Genomic DNA, 24727 nt, shown 5'->3' with positions numbered 1-24727 from the left:
ACCCGCCACCGGGTTCCCGGGGAGGGGGGAAATCCGGGTGCGCGGGGCCGGGGTCGTCGCTTAGCCTCCGTGTCAAGGGCGGGGTCGTAGCACAGAGGTAGTGCGCCTACACAGCATGGAGGAGGACGCCGGTTCGAATCCGGCCGCCCCGCCCCCCTACTGCGCGAGCCACGCCGCGGCCGCCGCCAGGGCCGCGGCGCCCGCCGGCAGCGGCAGGCCCAGGAAGCCGTGGAAGACGCCCGGATACAACTGCACCGCGCAGTCGACCCCCGCCGCCGCCAGCCGGCGCGCGTAGGCCAGGCCCTCGTCCCGCAGGACGTCGCAGTCGGCGAGGATCATCAGGGTGCGCGGCAGCCGCGACACGTCGGCGGCCGCCGCCGGCGAGACGTGCGGGTGCTGCGGGTCGCCCCCGTACTGCTCCCAGTACCAGGCCATGTGCGCGGCGGTGTGGAAGTAGCCCGCCGCGAAGCGGTGGGCGGACCGGGACCGCATCGAGGCGTCCAGCGGCGGGTAGACCAGCAGTTGCCCCGCGGCGAGTCCGGGCGCCCGCAGCGCGGTCACCGCCGCCAGGTTTCCGCCGCTGGAGTCCCCCGCCACCGTGACCCGGCCCGGATCGCAGCCCAGCCGGGCCGCCTGCGCGCGGGCCCACAGCAGCACCGTCAGGGCGTCGTCGGCCGCCGCCGGCCAGGGGTGTTCCGGGGCCAGCCGGTAGTCGGCGGAGACCACCACCGCGCCGGAGCCCGCCGCCAGCGCCCGGCACACCGGGTCGTGGCTGTCCAGGCCGCACATCACCCAGCCGCCCCCGTGGAAGTAGGCGACCAGCGGCCGCCCCGCCGCGCCCGGGGCGGGGTCGTAGACCCGTACGGGAACGCCCGCGGCGTCCGTGTCGTAGACGGCGGCCACCGCCGGGCCCCCGGCGCGGCCCCCACCGGCCGCCGCCCGCAGCGCCGCCGCGTCGCCCGGGCCGGGGAAGCCCGCCGTCAGCGCGTCGCACAGCGCCCGTGCGGCCGGGGACAGCGGATCGCTCCCCGGACCGCCGTCCGGACCGTCCTCCGGGCCGTCGTCCCGGCTCATCGGGCCGTCATCCCGCCGTCCACCGGGAACTCGGCGCCCGTCACGTACGACGAGGCGTCCGAGCAGAGGAACCGCACGAGTTCGCCGACCTCCTCCGCCCGCCCCATCCGCCCCAGCGGCACGTGCGACCAGTCCCGCCCCGCGACCGCCCCGGCGACCATCGGCGTGTCGACGGCCCCCGGGTGCACCGAGTTGACCCGGATCCCGTCACCGGCCAGGTCCAGCGCCGCCGACCGGGTCAGCCCGCGCAGGGCGAACTTGGTCGAGCCGTACGCCGCGTGGCCGGGTATCCCGACCAGCCCCGCCGCCGAGGACACGTTGACGATCGAGCCGCCGCCCGCGGCGCGCAGCAGCGGGGCCACCGCCTGGATCCCCAGGAACGGGCCGAGCAGGTTGACCCGGAGCAGTTCCTCGAACTCGGCGAGGCGCTGCCGCTCGACGTGCGCGGTGCGCCACAGCGCCGCGTTGTTGACCAGTGCCGAGACCGTGCCGAAGGCCTCGACCGCCGCGCGCACGACCGCCGCCCAGCCGGCGGGGTCGCTCACGTCGTGCCGTACGTACAGCCCTTGGCCGCCGAGCGCCGCCGCGACCGCCCGGCCCTCGTCCTCCCGTACGTCGGTGACGACGACCCGCGCGCCCGCCTCGGCGCACATCCGGGCCTCCGCGGCTCCTTGGCCGCGGGCGGCGCCGGTGATGACGACGACCTTCCCGTCCAGCGTGATCACGAGGCCTCCTGTCGAACGCGTGGCGTTCATCTGACGGGTGCGCACACTCCTGATTGCATACTGCTCATCGGCATATTTCTAACAGTCATATACCGTCGGGCGGAAGGGCCGTGGCGCGTACCGGCCATAGACTGCGCTGCGTGCCAGACGAGACGAACAAGCGCGCGCTGCCCGCCACCGGCTGGGCGGTGCTCGGCCTGCTCTCCTTCGGCAAGGAGCTTTCCGGTTACGACGTGAAGAAGTGGTCCGACCGCTCGTTGCGCTTCTTCTACTGGAGCCCTTCCTTCAGCCAGGTCTACAGCGAGCTGCGGCGCCTGGAGGAGGCCGGCTACGCCTCCTCGCGCCGGGTCGGCGCGCAGGACGGCGCCCGCGACAAGCGGGTGTACCGGATCACCGAAGCCGGTACGGAGGCCGTACGGGCGTGGGCGCGCGAGGCGCCCGTCGATCCGCCGGTCCTCAAGCACGGGCCGATGCTGCGCATGTGGCTGGGCCATCTGCTGGAGCCGCAGCAGATGCGCGAAGTGCTGGGCCGGCACCGGGAGTTCGCCGAGGAGATGCGCCGCCGGGCGGAGGCGGACGCGGCCGCCGCGGCGGGCGAGGAGGCCTGGGCGTACCCCACGCTCACCCTGAAGTGGGCCGAGCGGTACTACGCCTGCGAGCGCGACCTCGCGGCGGCGATGCTGGACGACATCGAGGCGCTCACCGCCGAACGCGGCCCCGGGGGCGATGCCTGACGCACGGCGGTGCGCCTGAGCGGCGCTCGCCGGGGCTGCGCGCTTTGATGGACGCATGACGACGAACAACTGGGCAGCGTTCGAGAAGGCGGAACCGGACTTCGCGCAGGCCGTCCGGGCCCGCTTCGCTCAGCGGCCCCACCACGTCCTGGCCACCCTGCGCCGGGACGGCTCCCCGCGCCTGAGCGGGCTCAATGTCGACGTCCGCGGCGGAGAGCTGTGGCTCGGCATGATGGCCGGCTCGATGAAGGCCAAGGACCTGCGGCGCGACCCGCGGTTCGCCCTGCACTCCAACCCGGGCGAGGACGAGGCGATGCCCGGCGGGGACGTACGGGTCTCGGGGCGCGCGCTGGAGCTGGTGGACCCGCCGGAGCTGCACCGGTACGCGGAGGAGACCGAGACCCCGCACCCCTTCGACCTCTTCCACGCCGATCTGACGGAGGTCGTCCACGTCACGGTCGAGGGCGCGGACCTGGTGATCCGCACCTGGACGCCGGGCCACCCCGTGCGCACGCTGCGCCGGGGCAACGACGACGAGCCGCCGCGCGAGGGGTGACGCCCCTCAGGTGAACGGGATCAGGTCCCGGCCGCGGCGCAGCGGGGGGAGGGCGGCCGGGTCCACGTCGAGCCGGCTGCGGTCGATGTTGATGGTGACGTCTCCGTACGTGGCGTCGTGGCCGCCGCGGAACTGGTGGGCGCGGCGGTGCCCGGGCCATTGGGCGCCGCCGGCGGGCAGGCCCATGTCGGCGTCCGAGACGGTGGCGGAGAGGTTCCAGCGGGCCACCCACAGCACGTCCGGCATGTCCTGCGGGGCCTGGTGGTAGTGGGCGCTGAGCGCCGGCGCGCCGGACGCGGCGTGTACGTAGGCCGCCGCGCGGTAGCCCAGTTCGTGCAGCCGCCTCGTCCAGGCCGTCAGGTAGGCGACGACCGGGGCGTCCCAGGTGTCGCGGTCCGTGTAGTGCTCCAGGTCGTTGTAGAGCACCGTGCCCGCGCCCAGGCCCAGCGAGCGGGCCGCCTCGACCGCACCCTCGGCGGCTTCGACGCCCTCTCCGTCGGCTTCGGAGGGGTCGGTGGACAGGCCGGTGCTGGCGCTGTCCCAGGGCTGCGGGCCGACCCAGATCGGCATCAGGTGCCAGCCCGCGTCGGTCTGCCGGCGGATCCAGGTGGCGGTCAGGCGCGGCTGGGCGCAGGCGCGGGCGCGGCCGCCGATGTAGATGCCGACCGCGCCGAAGGGGGAGTCGGCCCGCCAGGTGTCCATCGCGCTCTGGGTGGGGGCGGTGCAGGCGTCGAAGCCGGTGCCGTTGAAGGCGGGTTGGCCGGTGCGGGGGCGGCCGGCGAGGGCGGGGGTCAGCGGGCTGCCGGCGGCTGCCGGGGTGCCCGCGGTGGCGGGGGTGGTCGTACGCGCGCGGGCCAGGAGTTCCCGTACGGCGTCGGAGCTGTTCCCGTACGACAGGGTGGCCATCACCCCGGAGCCGCTCAGCGCGTAGCGGACTTCGCGGCTGTCGCCGGACGGCGCGGGCGGCAGGCCGCTCCCGTCGGCGCGGACGGTCGGGACGTCGGCGCGCTCAGGGGTGTCGGCGAGGGGTTCCAGGTGCAGGGTGTCGGCGCGGCTGCGTACGGCGCGGCCGCTGCACTCGCCCTGGCCGCCGGCGTGCCCGAGGTAGAGGGTGGGCAGGTCGAGACGCACACAGGCGTCGGGGTGGCGGTCGAGGTCCACGACGCGCCAGTGCGCGGGGACGGTGAGGCGCAGCCCGTGGTACTCGACGGTCCGCCCGTCTGCGACGGCGGGCGGGGCGGGCGCGAGCAGGGCGGCACCCAGCAGCGAGGCCAACATCATTCGGGACGGCATGGACCCCACAGTTACCAGACACGGCCGCCCGAACTGCTGTTCTGCGCCCGCCAGTTGGGCCATCCGGCCTACAGGCCGCCGGCCGCGCCGCGGCCGGCCCGCGCCGGGCGCGCGGCTCCCCCGTACCGGCGGCCCGGTCTGCGCGACCGTACGGCGGCGGCCCCGCCGGCCCGGGCGACCGGTCACCCGTACGAGCGACCGGTACCGGCCCCGTCACCGGGGGTGCACGAGGCCTTGCGCACCGGGGAGTTGGGGAGGAGGGCGGCTTGGCCCGGCCGCGGGAGCCGTGCATATGATCGGGTTCTTGCCGACGGGGAGGCCGAAAATGGCAGGCGATCTCGATCAGGAGTGGGGTTCGGGCGCAGCCGGCGCGGACCAGCAGGTGGGCATGCGGCTGAACCACGTACCGCCGGAGCCATCGGGTCCGGGTCCGTCGTCCCCGCCCGTGTACGGGCCGTTCGCCCCGGGCAAGGGGCCCGGCGACTTCGCTTCGACGCCGGCGCAGAAGAAGGCGGCCGCGGGCACGATCGAGACCGAGCTGCAGCCGAACACGAAGAAGGCCGCGGAGCACGCGGATGACGCCACCAACGCCGCCCACAAGGGCTTCGACGGGTGGGACACGGCCGCCGGCCTGAAGAAGGTGGCGGACACCTGGGACCAGCAGGTGAAGAACCTGATGGCCCGGCTGGACGCGGAGAAGACCGCGCTGCGCGGGGCCTCGGGCCTGGTCACGGGCAATGACACAGGTGTCCGCAACCAGTTCGCGACGCGGTCGAAGCTGAATGGTTTGTAGGGGGCTGCGGTGCCGAACTACCACGAGGTCATGACCACGAACCTGGGTCTGCTGACGACGGCCGCGGGCAAGTGGGAGGCGATGGCGGACGAGCTGAACAAGGTCGAGACCCGCTACGGAGACTCCGTACAGAAGATCACCACGGGCGACACCTGGTCCGGGGTCAGTGCCGGTACCGCCCGGTCGGGCTTCGACGGGACCCGGTACGAGTACTCGGCCGCGCAGATCCAGGCCAAGGCGATCGGCAGCCTGCTGCGGGACGCCCACGAGAAGTTCACCGACCTGAAGACCAAGCTCGAAAGCGCGCGCGACGACGCGATAGCCGCCGGCATGACCGTCTCCGAGCAGGGCCACGTCGCGTTCGACTGGGGCAAGCTCACTCCTTCCGAGCGCAGCGCCTACCACCACGACCCCGACGGCGAGGCCGCCATCCGCACGGCCGTCACCAAGTGGCAGCAGCACATCGACGACCGGGTGAAGGCCGTCACCGAGCTCGACCAGAACGTCAAGCTGGCCCTCGAGGCCGAAGTCGTGGACAGCAACAAGGACGCGCTGGGCAAGGGCGCCGACATGTCGCTGTCGGGGTTCAACGCGGGCGCGGAGGGCGATCTGACGAAGGCCGTGAAGGCCGCACGGGCCGAGCAGGCCGCCGAGCGCGACGTCAAGGCGCACGACGACGGTCTCAAGGTGACCGGACCCGACGTGGGTTTCAAGATCACCGGCGTGAAGAACGGCAAGGAGGGCTCGGTCAAGGCGTACGCCGACCTCTTCCACCTGAGCCAGGCGGGCGAGGGGAGCAAGGGCGGGATCAAGTACTCCGACGTCTACGACGTCTACGGAGGCGCCCGGTCCACCGCGAACTACGGGTTCACCGACAAGGGGTTCAGCGGCAAGGCCGAGGCATCGGCGGGGATCCGCGAACTGGTGGGTGTGAAGGGCGAGTACGGGCCCCTCGGCGCGTACGAACGGACCGAGGTCTTCGCCGGCGGTGAGGCCTCGGTCAGTGCCGGGGCGGGCAAGGACGGCTTCAACGCCGGAGCGAAGGCGTTCGCCGGCGGGAAGGCCGGCGTCGCCGGGGGCGGCGAGGTCGCCGGTCTGGGCGCCGGCGGGACCGCCGAAGGCTGGTACGGCGCGGGCGCGGAGGCCAAGGTGACCTTCGGCAAGGGCGACGACGGCAAGTGGCACATCGGCACCAAGGCGGGTCTGGCACTCGGGCTCGGCGGCTCGGTGGGCGCCGAGTTCACGGTCGACCCCGGCAAGGTCACCCATGCGTTCGGCGACGCGGCCGACGCGATCGGTGACACCGCCGGGTCGGTCAAGCACACGGTCGGCGGCTGGTTCGACTGATGTACGTTTCCCGTCTCCACGGAAAGAAGGCCGATGATGCCCACGACCCTGCCCGTGCCGATCGAGTTCAGCCTGCCGGAGGGCTGGCGGGCGGCGCCACCGGACGAGGTCGGCGCTCCGGACGTGGCGTTCATCGCGCTGCATCCGCGGCCGGATGACGGTTTCACCGCCAACATCACCATCGACGGCGGCTTCCTGCGGGAGGAGACCACGCTGGAGGAGCTGGCCGACGCGTCGGTGGAGCAGGTGCGCGGGGTCGCCGAGTCCGTCGGGGTGGCCGTCCGCCACGAGATCGGCTCCGCGGCTGCGCCGGGCCTGACGCAGCGGCTGACCGTGACGGCCGTCGTCGCCGGCGCGCGCCGCGACCTGGTGCAGTCCCAGGTTTATATGGCCCTCACGGACGCCGCGGACCCGGACCGGCGCGCGCTGGTCCGCTCGATCCTGACCGCCACCGCCGCCCAGCACGACAGCGTCCTGCCGGACTTCCAGCAGTTCCTGCGCACGGTACGCCCCGACACCGGTACGGGGGCCTGACCATGGGCCTCTTCGACAGGTTCACCGGCACCCGACGCCCGGACGGCGGCGCCGAGCCGCTGTCCGCCGCGCAGGTGCGGGAGGCGTTGCTCGCGGTCAACGGCCCGGACAAGCCGTACGTCGTGCGCAACGCGCGGCCGGCGGAGAAGGCCGACCTGGTGGCGGAGTGGCGGGTCCTGGAGCCGGCCTGGCGCACCTTCTTCCTGGAGTCAAGGCTCGACCGGACCCTCAAGACGAGGATGCGCCTGGTCCCCGGCAAGCACGAGGTGCGGGCCGTCGACGAGGAGCTGGCAGTCACCTGGGTCGGGGACACGCCGAAGCTGGCCGTGTCGGCCGAGTACAGGCGGGGGCAGGTGACGACGGTGTCGAAGCAGTGGACGATCGAGCGGGGGCCGGACGGCCGCCGGCGGGCGGTGGCGGACTTCGCCTTCGACACCCGGGAACTGAAGGTCCCCTTGCAGAAGGCGGTCCTGGCGGCGGGATGGACCTGGCGCGGAGCCCTGTTCCGGCTCTGACCCCCCGGGCACGCCACAGCGCCCGCCATCCCTGGTCGGGGACATGACGGGCGCTGTGTCGAGTGCCGCACACCGTTGTACGGACCGCATGAGGGGTCCTCCCCCACCAGGGAGGGGCTCCCGCACCCGACGGCCGGAGGCCGGCGCAGCCGGACGAAGCCCGGAAGGCCGTCCACGGCCGAACCGCGCGAGCACGGCATCCCAAAGGAGCCATGACGGGCGCCGTGCCGAGTGCCGCACACCGTCGTACGCACCGCACGAGGCGTCCTCCCCCACCAGGGAGGGGCTCCCGCACCCGACGGCCGGAGGCCGGCGCAGCCGGACGAAGCCCGGAAGGCCGCCCACGGCCGAACCGCGCGAGCACGGCATCCCAAAGGAGCCATGACGGGCACCGTGCCGAGTGCCGCACACCGTCGTACGCACCGCACGAGGCGTCCCCGCCAGGGGGCTACACCGTCAGGGAACGGTCCGTCGGCTTGACCGGGTACGGGAGGGTGCTGGCGCCGGTCAGGAAGCGGTCCACGCCGCGGGCGGCCGAGCGGCCTTCCGCGATGGCCCACACGATCAGCGACTGGCCGCGCCCCGCGTCGCCGGCGACGAAGACGCCGTCCACGTTGGTCGCGTACGAGGCGTCCCGCGCCACGTTGCCCCGGGCGTCCAGCTCCAGGCCGAACTGGTCCACCAGGCCGTTGGCCTGGTCGGTGCCGGTGAAGCCCATCGCGAGGGTGACCAGCTGCGCGGGCAGGACCCGCTCGGTGCCCTCCTTCTGGACCAGCTTGCCGTCCACGAACTCCACCTCGATCAGGTGCAGTTCCTGGACGTTGCCGTCCTCGTCGCCCTCGAAGTGGGTCGTGGAGACGGAGTAGATCCGCTCCCCGCCCTCCTCGTGCGCCGAGGTGACCTTGTACAGCATCGGGAACGTCGGCCAGGGCATCCCCGCGGGGCGGTCCTCGGACGGCCTCGGCATGATCTCCAGCTGGGTGACCGACAGGGCACCCTGGCGGTGGGCGGTGCCCACGCAGTCCGCGCCGGTGTCGCCGCCGCCGATGACGACGACGTGCTTGCCCTCGGCGGTGATGGGGGGCGCCACGAAGTCGCCCTCCTGCACCTTGTTGGCGAGCGGCAGGTACTCCATGGCGAAGTGGATGCCCTTGAGCTCGCGCCCCGGCACCGGCAGGTCGCGGGAGACGGTGGCGCCCGCCGCGATGACCACCGCGTCGTAGCGCCTGCGCAGCTTCGCCGCGTCGATGTCGCGGCCGACCTCCACGCCCGTGCGGAACTTGGTCCCCTCCGCGCGCATCTGCTCGATGCGGCGGTTGATGTGCACCTTCTCCATCTTGAACTCGGGGATGCCGTAGCGCAGCAGGCCGCCGATGCGGTCCGCGCGCTCGTACACCGCCACGGTGTGCCCGGCCCGCGTCAGCTGCTGGGCGGCGGCCAGGCCGGCCGGGCCCGAGCCGATGACGGCGACGGTCTTGCCGGAGAGCCGCTCCGGGGGCTGCGGGGTGACGTCGCCGTTGTCCCACGCCTTGTCGATGATCGAGACTTCGACGTTCTTGATGGTGACGGCCGGCTGGTTGATGCCGAGCACGCACGCCGACTCGCAGGGCGCGGGGCAGAGCCGGCCCGTGAACTCGGGGAAGTTGTTCGTGGCGTGCAGCCGCTCGGAGGCGGCCGTCCAGTCCTCGCGGTAGGCGAAGTCGTTCCACTCCGGGATCAGGTTCCCGAGCGGGCAGCCGTTGTGGCAGAACGGGATGCCGCAGTCCATGCAGCGGCCGGCCTGCTTGCTGATGATCGGCAGCAGGGAGCCGGGGACGTAGACCTCGTTCCAGTCCTTGACGCGTTCGGCGACGGGACGGGTACAGGCGGTCTCGCGCGGGGTGGTGAGGAAGCCCTTCGGGTCAGCCATGGGTCGCCGCCTCCATCATCTTCTCAGTGGTCTCGGACTCGGAGAGTCCGGCCCGCTCAGCGGCGTCCTTGGCGGCGAGCACTGCCTTGTACGTGGTCGGGATGATCTTGCTGAAGCGGTCCGCGGACACGGACCAGTCAGCCAGGAGCTTCGCGGCCACGGTCGAGCCGGTCTCCTCCTCGTGGCGGCGCACCACATCGTGCAGCCACTGCTTGTCGGCGTCCGAGGGGGCCTCCACGGCCTCGGTGTTGCCGGCGTTGACGTTGCGCGGGTCGAGGTCGATGACGTACGCGACACCGCCCGACATGCCGGCCGCGAAGTTGCGGCCCGTCCCGCCGAGGACGACGGCGGTGCCGCCGGTCATGTACTCGCAGCCGTGGTCGCCCACGCCCTCCGAGACCACCAGGGCGCCGGAGTTGCGGACGCAGAAGCGTTCGCCGGTGCGGCCGCGCAGGAACATCTCGCCGCCGGTGGCCCCGTAGCCGATGGTGTTGCCGGCGATGGTCGAGTACTCGGCGAGGTGGTCGGCGCCGCGGTCGGGGCGGACCACGACCCGGCCGCCCGACAGGCCCTTGCCGACGTAGTCGTTGGCGTCGCCCTCCAGGCGCAGGGTGATGCCCTTCGGAAGGAAGGCACCGAAGGACTGGCCCGCGGAACCGGTGAAGGTCAGGTCGATGGTGTTGTCGGGCAGGCCCGCGCCACCGAACCGCTTGGTGACCTCGTGGCCGAGCATGGTGCCGACGGTCCGGTTGATGTTCCGGATCGCGACCTGGGCCCGGACCGGCTGGGCCTCCTCGGCACTGGCCGCGCCCAGCGCCTCGGCGGCGAGCTCGATCAGCTCGTTGTCGAGGGCCTTCTCCAGCCCGTGGTCCTGCTCGATCAGGGCGTGGCGGACCGCGCCTTCGGGCAGCTCGGGCACGTGGAAGAGCGGCTCCAGGTCGAGGCCCTGCGCCTTCCAGTGCGTGACGGCCTTGCTGGTGTCGAGCAGCTCGGCGTGGCCGACGGCCTCCTGGATCGAGCGGAAGCCCAGCTCGGCGAGCAGCTCGCGCACCTCCTCCGCGATGAACTCGAAGAAGTTGACGACGAATTCGGGCTTGCCGGAGAACCGGTCGCGCAGGACGGGGTTCTGCGTGGCGATGCCGACCGGGCAGGTGTCCAGGTGGCAGACGCGCATCATGATGCAGCCGGAGACGACGAGCGGAGCGGTCGCGAAACCGAACTCCTCGGCGCCGAGCAGCGCGGCGATGATCACGTCGCGGCCGGTCTTGAGCTGGCCGTCCGTCTGGACCACGATGCGGTCGCGCAGCCCGTTGAGCAGCAGGGTCTGCTGGGTCTCGGCGAGGCCGAGCTCCCAGGGGCCGCCCGCGTGCTTGAGCGAGGTGAGCGGGGAGGCGCCCGTACCGCCGTCGTGGCCGGAGATGAGGACGACGTCCGCGTGCGCCTTGGAGACACCGGCGGCGACGGTGCCGACACCCACCTCGGAGACCAGCTTCACGTGGATGCGTGCGGCCGGGTTGGCGTTCTTGAGGTCGTGGATCAGCTGGGCCAGGTCTTCGATGGAGTAGATGTCGTGGTGCGGCGGCGGGGAGATCAGGCCGACGCCGGGGGTGGAGTGCCGGGTCTTGGCGACCCACGGGTACACCTTGTGGCCGGGCAGCTGGCCGCCCTCGCCGGGCTTGGCGCCCTGCGCCATCTTGATCTGGATGTCGTCGGCGTTGACCAGGTACTCGCTGGTGACGCCGAAGCGGCCGGAGGCGACCTGCTTGATGGAGGAGCGGCGCGCCGGGTCGTACAGGCGGTCCGGGTCCTCGCCGCCCTCACCGGTGTTGGACTTGGCGCCCAGCTGGTTCATGGCGACGGCGAGCGTCTCGTGCGCCTCCTTGGAGATGGAGCCGTACGACATCGCGCCCGTGGAGAAGCGCTTGACGATGTCGGCGACGGACTCGACCTCGTCCACCGGGATCGACGGGCGGTCGCTGTTGAAGCCGAACAGGCCGCGCAGCGTCATCAGCCGCTCGGACTGCTCGTTCACCCGCTCGGTGTACTGCTTGAAGATGTCGTAGCGGCGGTTGCGGGTGGCGTGCTGGAGGCGGAAGACCGTCTCGGGGTCGAACAGGTGCGGCTCGCCCTCCCTGCGCCACTGGTACTCGCCGCCGATGTCCAGCGCGCGGTGCGTGGCCGCGATGCCGGTGGCCGGGTACGCCTTGGCGTGGCGCGCGGCCACCTCCTTGGCGATGACGTCCAGGCCGGCGCCGCCGATCTTGGTGGCGGTGCCGCTGAAGTACGTGCCGACGAACTCCTCGTTCAGGCCGACGGCCTCGAAGACCTGGGCCCCGCGGTAGGAGGCGACGGTGGAGATGCCCATCTTCGACATGACCTTCAGGACGCCCTTGCCGAGCGCGTAGATCAGGTTCTTGATGGCCTGCTCCGGCTCCAGGCCGGACAGGAAGGTACCGGCGCGCAGCAGGTCCTCGACGGATTCCATGGCGAGGTACGGGTTGACGGCGGCCGCGCCGTAGCCGATCAGGAGCGCGACGTGGTGGACCTCGCGGACGTCACCGGCCTCGACCAGCAGGCCCACCTGGGTGCGCTGCTTGGTGGCGATGAGGTGGTGGTGCACGGCGGAGGTCAGCAGCAGCGAGGGGATCGGTGCGTGCTCGGCGTCCGAGTGGCGGTCCGAGAGGACGATCAGGCGGGCGCCGTTCTCGATGGCGGCGTCGGCCTCCGCGCGGATCTCCTCGATCCGCGCGGCCAGCGCCTCGCCGCCGCCGGAGACCCGGTAGAGGCCCGAGAGGGTGGCGGCCTTCATGCCCGGCATGTCGCCGTCGGCGTTGACGTGGATGAGCTTGGCCAGCTCGTCGTTGTCGATCACCGGGAAGGGCAGGGTGACGCTGCGGCAGGACGCGGCGGTCGGCTCCAGCAGGTTGCCCTGCGGGCCCAGCGAGGACAGCAGCGAGGTGACGAGCTCCTCGCGGATGGCGTCCAGCGGCGGGTTGGTGACCTGCGCGAACAGCTGCGTGAAGTAGTCGAAGAGCAACCGGGGGCGCTCGGACAGGGCCGCGATCGGCGAGTCCGTGCCCATGGAGCCGAGCGGCTCGCCGCCGGTACGGGCCATCGGCGCGAGGATGACGCGCAGCTCTTCCTCGGTGTAGCCGAAGGTCTGCTGGCGGCGGGTGACCGAGGCGTGGGTGTGCACGATGTGCTCGCGCTCGGGCAGGTCCGTCAGCTCGATCTCGCCGGTCTCCAGCCACTCCGCGTACGGGGCGGCGGCGGCCAGCTCGGCCTTGATCTCGTCGTCCTCGACGATGCGGTGCTGGGCGGTGTCGACGAGGAACATCTTGCCGGGCTGGAGGCGGCCCTTGCGGACGACCTTCGCCGGGTCGATGTCGAGGACGCCGACCTCGGAGGACAGCACGACCAGGCCCTCGTCGGTGACCCAGTAGCGGCCGGGGCGCAGACCGTTGCGGTCGAGGACCGCGCCGACCTGGGTGCCGTCGGTGAAGGTGACGCAGGCGGGGCCGTCCCAGGGCTCCATCATCGTGGAGTGGTACTGGTAGAAGGCGCGCAGGGCCGGGTCCATGGAGGTGTGGTTCTCCCACGCCTCCGGGATCATCATCAGCACGCTGTGCGGCAGCGACCGGCCGCCGAGGTGGAGCAGCTCCAGGACCTCGTCGAAGGAGGCCGAGTCGGAGGCGTCGGGCGTACAGATGGGGAAGATGCGCTCCAGCGCGCCCTCACCGAAGACGTCCGAGGCCAGCTGGGACTCGCGGGCCACCATCCAGTTCCGGTTGCCCTTGACCGTGTTGATCTCGCCGTTGTGCGCGACGAAGCGGTACGGGTGGGCGAGCGGCCAGGACGGGAAGGTGTTGGTCGAGAACCGGGAGTGGACCAGGGCGAGCGCCGACGCGAAGCGGCGGTCGGACAGGTCCGGGAAGAAGGGCTCCAGCTGGCCGGTGGTCAGCATGCCCTTGTAGACGATGGTGCGGGCGGAGAGCGAGGGGAAGTAGACCCCGGCCTCGCGCTCGGCGCGCTTGCGCAGTACGAAGGCCTTGCGGTCGAGCGCGAGGCCGGTGCTGGTGCCGTCGGACACGAAGACCTGGCGGAAGGCGGGCATGGTGGCGCGGGCGCCGTTGCCGAGCAGGTCCGGGGTGACCGGTACCTCGCGCCAGCCCAGGACCGTCAGGCCCTCCTCGGCCGCGATCGCCTCGATCTGCTCCACGGCGACGGCCTGTGCGGGGCCGTCGGCGGGGAGGAAGGCGATGCCGACGGCGTAGGCGCCGGCCTCGGGGAGGTCAAAACCGGCCACCTCGCGCAGGAACGCGTCGGGGACCTGGGAGAGGATTCCGGCGCCGTCGCCCGAGTCCGGCTCGGATCCGGTGGCGCCGCGGTGTTCGAGGTTCCGCAATACGGTCAGCGCCTGCTCGACCAGCGCGTGGCCGGCCTCGCCGCTGAGGTCGGCCACGAAGCCGACGCCGCAGGCGTCGTGCTCGTTGCGCGGGTCGTACATGCCCTGGGGGGCGGGGCGACCGTCCATGGGCGACCAGGCAGTGGTGCTGGGGCCGGTCGCGGAGTGCGTGGATGCGGAACGCATCGGCTCTCCCGTCGTCGTCGTGGCAAAGGTGCGTGCCGAGGGACGACGTTGGCCCTCTGCGAAATTTCGTGCAGGTTACATGATGACTGCGATCCCGCGAAGCGGATATCACGTTCCAGCATGCGGACACTGCGCGAGGTGTGACGCAGTAAGAAAAGAAAGGTCCCGGAGCCGGGATGCGGGCTTCGTTGCCCTGGGGGGCGCGGGCTTCATTGCCCTGAAGCTCCCCGCGGCCGCGGCCGGGAGGAGCTCTGGTGTGATGCCCCGCGGTGATGTGCTCGAAACCGCGGGGTAACCATTAATTTATGCGTCGCTCTGCATAGTGTCTCATTCCTGCGGCGGTCAGCCTACGACGCCGCCGATCCACGTTCCCAGGATGTACGTCACACCGGCGGCCGCGCCACCCAGGACCAGCTGGCGGACACCGCTGAACCACCAGGACCGGGCAGTGACCCGGGCGACGACCGCTCCGCAGGCGAAGAGACCCGCCAGGGCCAGCAGCACGGCCGGCCACAGGGCGGTCGCGCCGAGCAGGTAGGGCAGTACGGGCAGCAGCGCGCCCAGGGCGAAGGAGCCGAAGGAGGAGACGGCGGCGACCAGCGGCGACGGCAGGTCGTCCGGGTCGATGCCCAGCTCCTCGCGGGCGTGTATCTCCAGCGCCTGCTCCGGGTCGCGGGACAGCTGCATCGCCACCTCGCGGGCGAGGGCGGGCTCGACGCCGCGCGACACGTACAGCTCGGCCAGCTCCTCCATCTCGTCCACCGGGTGCTTGCGCAACTGCTGGCGCTCCACGTCGAGTTCCGCGAGGACGAGCTCGCGCTGCGAGGCGACCGAGGTGTACTCTCCGGCGGCCATCGAGAACGCGCCGGCGGCCAGTCCGGCCAGCCCGGTGATGACGATGGTCTGCGGGGCCACCGCACCGCCCGCCACACCGGTCATGAGGGCGAGGTTGGAGACGAGCCCGTCCATGGCCCCGAACACGGCCGGCCGCAGCCATCCGCCGTTGACGTCACGGTGGGTGTGGTTGTCGCGGTGGGCGGTGTGCAGTGATGCTTCGGTGTCGATGATGGACATGCGCCGGATCTCCCCTGTCGAGCTGTGCCGGGCGGGCTTCGCCGAGCTTCTTCGGGCTTCGTCGAGCCTCTTTGAGCCTCTTCGTGCGAGCGGGTACGCGAAGGCGGCCCGCAGGCGCCGCTCCCCCTGAACACCTCGAAACTACGCACGATTTCCTTCGGCCGCCAGCAAGGAAGGCCGTACTTACCTGGGGTTTCGCGGGTCGGCGACCGGGTGACGGCGGCGTTCGCGGGGTGTTTCGCGACATGCGACAAACGTCATCCCGTGGCACAAATCCCCCATGGGCTCATGATGAGTCCCATCAAGTGGAGAGGCGCGCGATGGAGCTGATTGCATGCGATCCGCAGATCCTCCTCGAACGGGCCAGGGGCGCGCTTCTGGGACTGGCGGTGGGTGACGCGCTGGGCGCCCCGGCGGAGAACATGAAGCCGTCGCAGATCAGGGCGAAGTGGGGCCGGATCGAGGGCTTCGTCTCCGACGATCCGGCGGGCACAGACGACACGGAGTACGCGATCTTCTCCGGGCTGCTGCTGGCGCGCCACGGGTCGGCGCTCGCGGTCGCCCACGTGGAACGGGCCTGGCACCACTGGATCGCCGACCTGGACGAAGGGCCGTTCCGCGGCGCGGGCTTCTCGGAGCGCGGCACCCTGGAGAACCTCCGCCGGGGCCTGGCGGCGCCCATCTCGGCGCAGCACCGGCACGCCTGGTCGGACGGGCTGGCCATGCGGGCGGCCCCGTTCGGGGTCTTCGCGGCGGGGCGGCCGGCGGAGGCCGCGCGGCTGGTGGCGATCGACGGGTCGGTCAGCCATGACGGGGAGGGCATCTACGGCGGCCAGGCGGTGGCGGCGGGGGTCGCGGCGGCGATGGCGGGCGGTTCACCGGCGTCGGTGGTCTCGGCGGCCCTGTCGGTGATCCCCTCGGACTCCTGGACGGCGCGCTCGCTGCGCCGGGCCGTGACGGCGGCCCCGCGCGGCGAGCGGGCGGTGCGCTCGGCGGTGGTGATCGGCGGCTACCCGTGGACGGACCTGGCCCCGGAGGCGGTGGGCCTGGCGTTCGGGGCGTTCGCGGCGGCGCGCGGGGACTTCGCCGAGTCCGTGCTCACGGCGGTGAACATGGGCCGCGACGCGGACACCACGGCGGCGGTGGCCGGGGCGCTGTCCGGTGCGCTGTCGGGGGTGCGGGCGATCCCGGAGCAGTGGTCGTCGGCGATCGGCCCGGTCCGGGGCAGCTGCCTGCCCTCGATGCGGGGCTACCACGTCCTGGACATCGCGGACCTCCTCACCCCGGAAACCGAGCCGCCCCGATGACCCCACCCCCTCCCTACGACCCGCCTCCCCACCCGGCACCCCCCGCCCCCGCCCGCCGCCCCCCGACAGCCCCGGACGACCGCCGCCCCGCACCGGGAGCGGCGGACCCCACCGGGACCCCGCCGGACGACCGGCCCGAAGGCGGCGGCCCGGCACAAGCGGAACCCGGCCCCGCCCCGGGCAACCGCCGCCCCGCACCGGGAGCGGCGGAACCGGACCCCACCCGGACCCCGCCGTCCGGGCTCCCGGAAACCGACGGCCCGGAACAAGCGGAGCCCCACCGCGCCCCGGGCAACCACCGCCCCGCAACGGGGGCGGCGGACCCCACCCGCACCCCGTCCGGGACCCCCGGACCAGGCACCGCCCCGGCAGAGCCCGGCGGCGGATGGGTACGCCAGGGCGGAACCGCCCCCGGCCCGGCCCCCGGCCACCGGGACAACCCGCACACCCCGCCGGCGGCGGCCGGGCCGGACACCACTCTCACCCCCGGCCCGAGCGCCGACACGGTGGCGTCCGGCAGCGGCTGGGTGCGCCAGGGCGGAGCCACCGCCGGCCCGGTGGCCGAACCGCACCCCGAAGACCCCGAGGACCCCGGTGGGCCCGAGCGCGCGCAGGCCCGTACCGTCAGCCGGACGGTCCTGCGGGCCGGGCCCGATTCCGGCCCGCGAGCCGCCGACGCCGGGCCCGCCGCCGCGCGGGCGGTCACCGTGCCCGTACCCCCGGACGGGCCCCGGCGGATCGAGGGGTTGCTGCTCGGGCTCGCCGCAGGCGACGCGGCCGGGTGGCCCGCCGCCCGGCACCGGGCCAGCCGGATGCCCGAATGGACCCGCCGCCTCACCCGCGAGCTCGACACCTTCGCCGAGCAGAACGCCACCACCACCCTCCCCGTCCCCATCGCCCTCAACCAGCCCCCCGAACCCCTGCGCCTCGGCCCCTCCGACGACGCCGAATGGGCGGCCTTCGCCGCGGAGTCCGTGCTGACCGCCGCCGGCGTCCTGCTCAGCGACCTCTCCCGGTCCCGCCGGATGCGCGCCGCCATCGACCTCGCCTGGAACGCCCTGGCCAGCGAAGTCGCCGCCGCGGCCGAACGCGCCCCCGAGGTGGAGTCCGCCGTCCTCCCCCTGCGCGCCCGCATCTCCGTCCGCGCCGGCCTCGGCAACCTCGCCGCCGGCCTGCGCCCGCCCGCCACCGGCCACGACAACCCGCACTACTTCGACGACGCCGCCTGCATCCGCGCCTGCGTCCTCGCCGTCGTCCACCCCGGCGATCCCCGGGCGGCCGCGGACCTCGCCGAGTTCGACGCCCGCTACACCCAGGACGGCGACGGGGTGCACGGTGCCCGCGCCATGGCCGCCGCCATCGCCACCGCCCTCGCCGGGGCGGACACCGACGCCGCCGTCGACGCCGCCCTGGAGCAACTGCCCGAAGCCACCGAGATCGGCCGCAACGCCCGCCACGCCGTCGAGCTCGCCCGCACCGACGAAGGCACCGGCACCGGCGCCTTCGCCCTCGTCCCGCTCCTGGAGCACCAGATCGTCGACCACGTCTACAGCTACGGCATCGCCGCCGCCGAAACCGTCCCCGTAGCGCTCGCGCTGGTCACGGCCGCGCGGGGCAACGTCGCCGAGGCCGTGCCCGCCGCGGCCTGCCTCTCGCGCGTCGCGGACTCCGCCCCCGCCCTCGCCGGAGCCCTCACCGGCGCCCTCGGCGGCGGCGACTGCCTCCCCGCCGCCTGGCGCGAAGCCTGCCGCACCCTCTCCGGCTGTGCCCTCCCCCACCTCGCCGGCACCGACCTGGTCGAGCTCGCCGCGCTCCTCGCCCGTACGGAACTCACCTCGCCCAAAGCCCGCGCCGCCCACGCGGCCCAGCCACCCCAAGGGATGATTCGGACATGACGCTGACCCCCCTCAGCCTCGACGACCGGACGGCCGGCTGTCTCGTCGGCGCGGCCGTCGGCGACGCCCTCGGCGGCCCGGTCGAGGGCTGGTCCCCGGACCGGATCGTCGAGCGGCACGGCGGCCGCGTGCGCGGCATCGTCGGCCCCTGGTACGAGGACTGGCGCACCGCCCGGCCCATCGCGCCGTACCACAAGGGGGACGGGCACGTCACCGACGACACCCTGATGACCCATGCCCTGGTACGGGTCTACGAGGCCGTACGCGACCACCTCGACGCGTACGCGGTCGCCGAGCACCTGGTCCCGGACCTGATGACGAACCCGCGCTGGATCCCGGAGCTCGAAGCCGAGGCCCTGCCGCTCCAGCGGATCTTCCTCGCGGAGAAGTGGATCGTGACCCGGCTGCACTACGCGCACGCCGATCCGCGCGAGGCGGGCACCGGAAACATCGTCAACTGCGGGGCGGCGATGTACATGGCACCGGTCGGGCTGGTCAACGCGGGCCATCCCGAGGCCGCGTACGCGGAGGCGCTGGACGTCGCCGGGGCGCACCAGTCCTCGTACGGGCGGGAGGCGGCGGGCGTGTTCGCGGCGGCGGTGGCCGCGGCGTGCGTGCCGGGGGCGACCGCGGGCTCGGTGGTGGACACGGCCGCGTCCCTGGCGAAGGACGGCACCCGGGCGGCCATCGAGGCGGTCCGGGACGTCGCCCGCGGCCACCGGGGCTTCGAGTCGGCGCTGGTCCCGCTACGGGAGGCGGTCGCCCCGTACGACTCGGTGGGGCCGGACTACCGCCGGCCCTCGCTGGGCGCCCGGCGGCCCTCGCGGCTGCACTCGATCGAGGAGCTCCCGATCGCGCTCGGCATGCTGCTGGTCGCGGACGGGGCGTACGAGGGTGCGGTGCTCGGAGCCGTCAACTACGGGCGGGACTGCGACTCGACGGCCACGATGGCGGGGGCGCTGTCCGGAGCCCTGAACGGCCTCGCGGCGGTACCGGAGGCCTGGGCGAAGCAGGTCGCGGAGGCGAGCCGGCTCGACCTGCACGCCCCGGCGGCGGCGCTGGCGGCGGTGGCCCGCGAGGTCTTCGCCCGCGACCGCGACCGCCGCCGCGCCCACGAATCGGCGTTCAGCTCGCTCGCGGACCCCTCATGCTGACCGGCCCCGGACCGGTACCGCCCGGCCCGCGCCGGGACCCCATGACCGGCGCGCTCCGGCCGACGCCCGCCCGGCCTCCCGCCGGAACCCGACGGCGTCCCCACCCGGCAACACCTACGGCAACCCGGCCGGACCCGGTACGGCTGACTGGCCACCGCCCCCGGGGCGGCCGTCGCGGACCCGCGGCGACGGGCCCCCGGCCCCCGACCGGGGCCCAACGCCGCTCCCCCGAGACGCAGTCCGCGGCGACCGGGCCCGCACGGTTCGCGTGCGCCCAGCCCCAAGGGGGGACCGAGCAGAGCCGCCACCCGACGGCATCCACAGCGACCCGGCCCGGGCCGCCGCTACGGGTGACGGGTCCCCACCCTCCGGGCAGCCATCGCGGACGCTCGACGACCGGCCCCGACGGGACCGGGCAGCGCCCCCACACGGCAACGCCCCCGGCAACCGGGCCCGGCCCGGCACGCCCGGCCGACCGACACCCCCGACTCAGCCGCCCCGGACCGCCCGTGCACCGGGCCGGGCGCCCCGCCCGAGCGGTGGCGTCCGCTCCGGCCGGCCCGGGACCGGTACGGCTGACCGGACGCCCCGCGCGCGAGGCGGCGTGCACGGTGAGCGCGGGGCCACGGTGACCGGGCCCGGGCGGGTGACGTGGGTGCAGCCCGAGGACCTGGTCGGCCACGAGCTGCGGCAGGCCGCGCAGGACGGGCGGGACGCGGAGCCGCTGCTGCGGGTCTGGCTCGCGGCGGGCGGGCACCCGGCGCCGGAGCGGGCCGGCGCCTCCCCGGCACCGGCCGGCCCCGAGCTGCGCGCGCTGGCGTGCCGCCTCCTGACCCAACTCGCGGCGCTCCCCCGCCCCTCGGCCCCCGACGAGCCGGAGTCCTGGCAGGCCATCACCGCCACCTGGCGCGCCCCGGCCGAGACCGACCCCGGCCCCCGGCCGGGCCCCCTCCCGGAGCCGGACCGGGCTCAGCCCGAGGCACACCCCCGCCCGCAGCCGGAACAACACCCGGGCCCGCGGCCCGGGAACCACGCCGCCCCCCGGCCCGGCCCCCGGCCGAAGACCACCCCGGCGCCGCCGCCGGCCACGCACCCCCGCCCCTCCTCGGCGCCGGACCGCGGGCCAAGGCCCGTAGAACGGCACCGGGCTCAGCGCGAGGCACCCCGCCCGCAGCCGCAGCCGCAGCCGCAGGCGTTCGTCCGGCGGTTGGAGGCCGCGTGGATCGGGCGGGCCGTGGGGTGTGTGCTCGGGAAGCCCGTCGAGAAGCTGCCCCTGGAAGGGATCCGCGCGCTCGCCCGTGCCACCGGCAACTGGCCCCTGGACGACTGGTTCACCGCCCGCGGCGTCCCCGCCGAGCTGCTCGCCGCCCACCCCTGGAACCGCCGTTCCGCGGCCACCTCCCTCGCCGAGAACATCGACGGCGCCCCCGAGGACGACGACCTCAACTACCCCCTCCTCGGCCTGCTCCTCCTCCAGCGCCACGGCAAGGGCTTCACCACCGCCGACGTCGGCCGCCTCTGGCTCGACGAGCTCCCGGCCGGCCGGACGTTCACCGCCGAGCGCATCGCGTACCGCAACCTCCTGTACGGCCTGGAACCCCCGGCCACCGCCACCCACCACAACCCCTTCCGGGAATGGATCGGCGCCCTCATCCGCGCCGACGTCCACGGCTGGACCAACCCCGGCGACCCGGCCGCCGCCGCGGCCCAGGCCTACCGCGACGCCGTCCTCACCCACACCGCCAACGGCGTCTACGCGGCCCTCTTCACCGCCGCCGCCCTCGCCGAGGCCGCCACCGGCCTGGCCGACGTGCACACCGCGCTGCGCGCCGGACTGGCCGTCGTACCGCCCCGCTCCCGGCTCGCCGCCGCCGTCCGGCACGCCGTCGACACCGCCGGGCGGTACGCCGACTTCGACCGCGTCGTGGACGAACTCCACGCCCGCCACGGCCACTACCACTGGGTCCACGCCGTCCCCAACACCGCCCTCGTCGCCGCCGCCCTCACCCACGCCGACGGCGATTTCAGCCACTCCGTGTGCCGCGCCGTGTCCGGCGGCTGGGACACCGACTCCAACGGCGCCACCGCCGGCTCCCTGGCCGCCCTCGTCGCGGGCGCGGTCCCGCACCGCTGGGCCGCGCCCCTGAAGAACCGCCTCGTCAGCACCGTCGCCGGGTTCGACGGCGTCGGCTTCGACACCCTCGCCCACCTCACCGCTCAGGAGGCAGCCCGCTCATGACGGCCATCGCCGTGCTCGGCAGTACGAACATGGACCTCGTCGCCTACGTCCCCAAGGCCCCCCGGCTCGGCGAGACCGTCACCGGGACCTCCTTCCGTACCGTCCCGGGCGGCAAGGGTGCCAACCAGGCGGTCGCCGCGGCCCGTTGCGGCGGGGAGGTGGTGATGATCGGGGCGGTCGGCGCCGACGCGTTCGGCGTACGGCTGCGGGACGCGCTCGCGGCGGCCGGCGTCGAGACGGCCGCCCTGCGCACCGTCGAGGGCGCCAGCGGCACCGCACACATCACCGTCGACGGGGAGGGCGCGAACAGCATCATCGTCATCCCGGGCGCCAACGGCCTGGTGACCGGCCTGGAGGCGGGCGACGACTCCCGGATCGGCGCCGCCGACTGTCTGCTCCTCCAGCTCGAACTCCCCCTGGAGGCCGTGCTCGCGGGCGCGCGGGCCGCCCGGGCCCACGGCGTACGGACCGTCCTGACCCCGGCCCCGGCCCAGCCGTTGCCGCCCGAACTCCTCGGCCTCACCGACCTGCTGGTGCCGAACGAACACGAGGCCGCCGCCCTGACCGGACTGACCGACCCGCAGGCGGCGGCCGAGGCCCTGCTCCGGGACGTGCCCGAGGTGGTGGTCACCCGCGGGGCGGCCGGGCTCCACTACGCGGCCCGCGACCGCGAGCCGCTGACCGTGCCCGCGCCCCGCGTCCGGGCGGTGGACACCACCGCCGCCGGGGACACCTTCGTCGGAGCCCTCGCCGTGGCGCTCGGCGAGGACCGCCCGATGCCCGAGGCCCTGCACTGGGCGGCCGCGGCCGCCGCGCTGTCCGTACAGCGCTCCGGCGCCCAGGACTCGATGCCGACCCGCGCCGAGACCGACGCATTCGCGGCGGCGCTGTCATGACCGGCGGCGCCGCACCCGCGACCGCTCCGCTCGCCGGGCTGCGCGTCCTCGACCTGGCGACCCTCTTCGCCGGCCCCCTCGCCGCCACCCTGCTGGGCGACTTCGGCGCCGAGGTCGTCAAGGTCGAGCACCCGGTGCGCCCGGATCCCTCCCGGGGCCACGGCCCCGCCAAGGACGGCATCGGGCTGTGGTGGAAGCTGCTGGGGCGGAACAAGCGGACGATGACCCTCGACCTGTCCGCCCCGGGCGGCCGCGACACCCTGCTGCGGCTGGCCGCCACCGCCGACGTGGTCATCGAGAACTTCCGCCCCGGCACCCTGGAGCGCTGGGGGCTCGGCTGGCCGGAGCTGTCCGCCGCCAACCCGCGCCTGGTCCTGGCCCGCGTGACGGCGTTCGGCCAGCACGGCCCGTACGCCCGCCGCCCCGGCTTCGGCACCCTCGCCGAGGCCATGAGCGGCTTCGCCGCGATCACCGGGGAGCCGGACGGCCCGCCGGCGCTGCCGCCGTTCGGGCTCGCGGATTCGATCGCCGCGCTGACCACCGCGTACGCCGTGATGACGGCCCTCGCGGGCCGCGACCGTACGGGGCAGGGGCAGGTCGTGGACCTGGCCATCATCGAGCCGATCCTCACCGTGCTCGGCCCGCACCCGCTCTGGTACGACCAGCTGGGCTACGTCCAGCCGCGCACCGGGAACCGCTCCACCAACAACGCCCCGCGCAACACCTACCGCAGCGCGGACGGCCGCTGGCTGGCGGTGTCCACCTCGGCCCAGTCCGTCGCGGAACGCGTCCTGCGGCTGGTCGGCCGGCCCGAACTGATCGCCGAGCCCTGGTTCGCGACCGGCTCCGGCCGGGCCGCCCACGCGCCGGTGCTGGACGAGGCGGTCGGCGGCTGGATCGCCCGGCACAAGGCCGACGACGTGATCGCCGCCTTCGAGGAGGCCGAGGCGGCGGTCGCCCCGGTCTACGACGTACGGGACGTGATGGCCGATCCGCAGTACGCGGCGCTCGGCACGCTCACCGAGGTCGAGGACCCGGAGCTGGGACCGCTGCGCATGCAGAACGTCCTGTTCCGGCTGTCCGGGACGCCGGGCGCGATCCGCTGGGCGGGCCGTCCGCACGGCGCGGACACCGACGCCGTCCTCACCGAACTCGGCCTCACCGAGGCCGAGATCACCGCTCTCCGCAAGGAAGGGGCCCTATGATCCTTAGCTGGCTGTACGCACCCGGTGACCGGCCCGAAGTGGTCTGGAAGGCCCTGCACTCGGGGGCCGACGCCGTCATCGTGGACCTGGAGGACGCGGTCTCGCTCTCCCGCAAGGAGTACGCCCGCGCCGCGACCGCCGAACTGCTCACCGAGCGGCCGCCGGTGCCCGTCCATGTCCGGGTCAATGCCCTGGACTCCCCCTGGGGCGGCGCCGACCTCACCGCGGTCACCGGGCTGCCGGGCCTCGCGGGCCTGCGCCTGCCCAAGATCAGCGCGCCCGAGCAGATCGCGGCGGTCGCCGCCCGCACCGGCGGGGTGGCCCTGTACGCCCTGCTGGAGTCCGCACTGGGGGTGGAACGGGCCTACGAGATCGCCCGCGCCCACCCCGCCCTGCGCGGGCTGTCCCTCGGTGAGGCGGACCTCCGGGCCGACCTCGGCATCAGCTCCGAGGCGGGCCTGGACTGGCCGCGCTCCCGGGTGGTGATCGCGGCCCGGGCCGCCGGGCTGGCCCCGCCCGCGCAGTCGGTGTTCCCCGACATCCGGGACCTGGAGGCGCTGGCCGTCTCCTGCGCCCGGGGCCGTTCGCTGGGTTTCCTGGGCCGGGCGGCGATCCACCCCCGCCAGCTCCCGGTGATCGAGCGGGCCTACCTGCCCGGCCCGGAAGAGGTCTGCGCCGCCGAGCAGATCATGGCGGCGGCCCGGCTCACCCCGGGCGCGGTGGCCCTGCCCGACGGCCGTTTCGTGGACCAGGCGGTGCTGGCCGGCGCGGAACGCGTGGTCGCGCTCGCCCGCCGCGGCTCCCGGATCCCCTCCTGACCGGCGCCCCGAATACGCGAAGGGGGCGCCGCGCGGTCGCGCGGCGCCCCCTTCGCGTTCCGGCCGGA

General features: G+C 74.2%; 19 protein-coding genes and 1 tRNA gene. 14 read left to right on the top strand and 6 right to left on the bottom strand.

Features of this window, described 5'->3' with window-relative positions:
• Positions 1-78: 78 nt before the first annotated feature.
• Positions 79-153: transfer RNA gene (locus ACZ4M3_RS15475), tRNA-Ala, on the top strand.
• Positions 154-156: 3 nt separating this feature from the next.
• Here ACZ4M3_RS15475 and ACZ4M3_RS15470 read toward each other — a convergent pair.
• A complete protein-coding gene (locus ACZ4M3_RS15470) occupies positions 157-1074 on the bottom strand; it encodes an alpha/beta hydrolase (protein ID WP_467732733.1) in 918 nt (305 codons plus the stop codon).
• Positions 1071-1799, bottom strand: coding sequence for an SDR family NAD(P)-dependent oxidoreductase (locus ACZ4M3_RS15465; protein WP_467732731.1), 729 nt, complete (start codon positions 1797-1799; stop codon positions 1071-1073). The genes ACZ4M3_RS15470 and ACZ4M3_RS15465 overlap by 4 nt, the downstream gene beginning before the upstream one ends.
• A 140-nt stretch (positions 1800-1939) precedes the next feature.
• Between ACZ4M3_RS15465 and ACZ4M3_RS15460 the strand changes: the two genes are divergently transcribed.
• On the top strand, positions 1940-2533 hold the full coding sequence (locus tag ACZ4M3_RS15460) for a PadR family transcriptional regulator (RefSeq protein WP_467732729.1): 594 nt from the start codon (positions 1940-1942) through the stop codon (positions 2531-2533).
• A 55-nt stretch (positions 2534-2588) separates the two neighbouring features.
• Entirely contained in the window at positions 2589-3089 is a 501-nt protein-coding gene (locus ACZ4M3_RS15455) for a pyridoxamine 5'-phosphate oxidase family protein (protein WP_467732727.1), read from the top strand.
• A gap of 6 nt (positions 3090-3095) precedes the next feature.
• On the opposite strand, the gene ACZ4M3_RS15450 is transcribed toward ACZ4M3_RS15455, so the two are convergent.
• Positions 3096-4382 carry a glycoside hydrolase domain-containing protein gene (locus tag ACZ4M3_RS15450; protein WP_467732725.1) on the bottom strand — a complete coding sequence of 429 codons (1287 nt, stop codon included), beginning with the start codon at positions 4380-4382 and terminating at the stop codon, positions 3096-3098.
• Between the two features lie 325 nt (positions 4383-4707).
• Here ACZ4M3_RS15450 and ACZ4M3_RS15445 point away from each other — a divergent pair, with 325 nt between their 5' ends.
• Genes ACZ4M3_RS15445 through ACZ4M3_RS15430 form a run of 4 tightly spaced genes read left to right on the top strand, consistent with a single transcriptional unit; the run spans position 4708 to position 7571 of the window.
• On the top strand, positions 4708-5175 hold the full coding sequence (locus tag ACZ4M3_RS15445; protein ID WP_467732723.1) for a hypothetical protein: 468 nt from the start codon (positions 4708-4710) through the stop codon (positions 5173-5175).
• 30 nt (positions 5176-5205) lie between these two features.
• Entirely contained in the window at positions 5206-6522 is a 1317-nt protein-coding gene (locus tag ACZ4M3_RS15440; RefSeq protein WP_467732721.1) for a hypothetical protein, read from the top strand.
• Between the two features lie 33 nt (positions 6523-6555).
• Positions 6556-7056 (top strand): hypothetical protein, encoded by a 501-nt coding sequence (locus ACZ4M3_RS15435; protein WP_467732719.1) that lies wholly within the window; start codon positions 6556-6558, stop codon positions 7054-7056.
• A gap of 2 nt (positions 7057-7058) precedes the next feature.
• Positions 7059-7571 (top strand): hypothetical protein, encoded by a 513-nt coding sequence (locus ACZ4M3_RS15430; protein ID WP_467732718.1) that lies wholly within the window; start codon positions 7059-7061, stop codon positions 7569-7571.
• Between the two features lie 448 nt (positions 7572-8019).
• Here ACZ4M3_RS15430 and ACZ4M3_RS15425 read toward each other — a convergent pair whose 3' ends face one another.
• From ACZ4M3_RS15425 to ACZ4M3_RS15415, 3 genes are all read right to left on the bottom strand, one after another.
• Complete coding sequence (locus ACZ4M3_RS15425) at positions 8020-9480, bottom strand: glutamate synthase subunit beta (RefSeq protein WP_467732716.1); 1461 nt, start codon at positions 9478-9480, stop codon at positions 8020-8022.
• Positions 9473-14014 carry a glutamate synthase large subunit gene (gene gltB, locus ACZ4M3_RS15420; RefSeq protein ID WP_467733119.1) on the bottom strand — a complete coding sequence of 1514 codons (4542 nt, stop codon included), beginning with the start codon at positions 14012-14014 and terminating at the stop codon, positions 9473-9475. Before gltB ends, ACZ4M3_RS15425 begins: the two co-directional genes overlap by 8 nt.
• Positions 14015-14413: 399 nt before the next feature.
• Entirely contained in the window at positions 14414-15145 is a 732-nt protein-coding gene (locus ACZ4M3_RS15415; RefSeq protein WP_467732714.1) for a VIT1/CCC1 transporter family protein, read from the bottom strand.
• 320 nt (positions 15146-15465) lie between these two features.
• Between ACZ4M3_RS15415 and ACZ4M3_RS15410 the strand changes: the two genes are divergently transcribed.
• The 7 genes from ACZ4M3_RS15410 (at position 15466) to ACZ4M3_RS15380 (ending at position 24659) form a co-directional block, all read left to right on the top strand.
• Positions 15466-16452 carry an ADP-ribosylglycohydrolase family protein gene (locus tag ACZ4M3_RS15410; protein ID WP_467732712.1) on the top strand — a complete coding sequence of 329 codons (987 nt, stop codon included), beginning with the start codon at positions 15466-15468 and terminating at the stop codon, positions 16450-16452.
• Positions 16453-16958: 506 nt separating this feature from the next.
• Entirely contained in the window at positions 16959-18347 is a 1389-nt protein-coding gene (locus ACZ4M3_RS15405) for an ADP-ribosylglycohydrolase family protein (RefSeq protein ID WP_467732710.1), read from the top strand.
• Positions 18344-19501 (top strand): ADP-ribosylglycohydrolase family protein, encoded by a 1158-nt coding sequence (locus ACZ4M3_RS15400; protein WP_467732708.1) that lies wholly within the window; start codon positions 18344-18346, stop codon positions 19499-19501. The genes ACZ4M3_RS15405 and ACZ4M3_RS15400 overlap by 4 nt, the downstream gene beginning before the upstream one ends.
• Before the next feature lie 646 nt (positions 19502-20147).
• Complete coding sequence (locus ACZ4M3_RS15395; RefSeq protein ID WP_467733117.1) at positions 20148-21740, top strand: ADP-ribosylglycohydrolase family protein; 1593 nt, start codon at positions 20148-20150, stop codon at positions 21738-21740.
• Positions 21737-22636 carry a ribokinase gene (rbsK, locus tag ACZ4M3_RS15390; protein WP_467732706.1) on the top strand — a complete coding sequence of 300 codons (900 nt, stop codon included), beginning with the start codon at positions 21737-21739 and terminating at the stop codon, positions 22634-22636. The genes ACZ4M3_RS15395 and rbsK overlap by 4 nt, the downstream gene beginning before the upstream one ends.
• On the top strand, positions 22633-23841 hold the full coding sequence (locus tag ACZ4M3_RS15385; RefSeq protein WP_467732704.1) for a CaiB/BaiF CoA transferase family protein: 1209 nt from the start codon (positions 22633-22635) through the stop codon (positions 23839-23841). The genes rbsK and ACZ4M3_RS15385 overlap by 4 nt, the downstream gene beginning before the upstream one ends.
• Complete coding sequence (locus ACZ4M3_RS15380) at positions 23838-24659, top strand: HpcH/HpaI aldolase/citrate lyase family protein (RefSeq protein WP_467732702.1); 822 nt, start codon at positions 23838-23840, stop codon at positions 24657-24659. The genes ACZ4M3_RS15385 and ACZ4M3_RS15380 overlap by 4 nt, the downstream gene beginning before the upstream one ends.
• The last annotated feature ends 68 nt before the right edge of the window (positions 24660-24727 follow it).

It is taken from the genome of Streptomyces sp. NPDC026522 (assembly GCF_055567555.1).
This window is presented reverse-complemented; position numbering and strand designations above follow the sequence as displayed.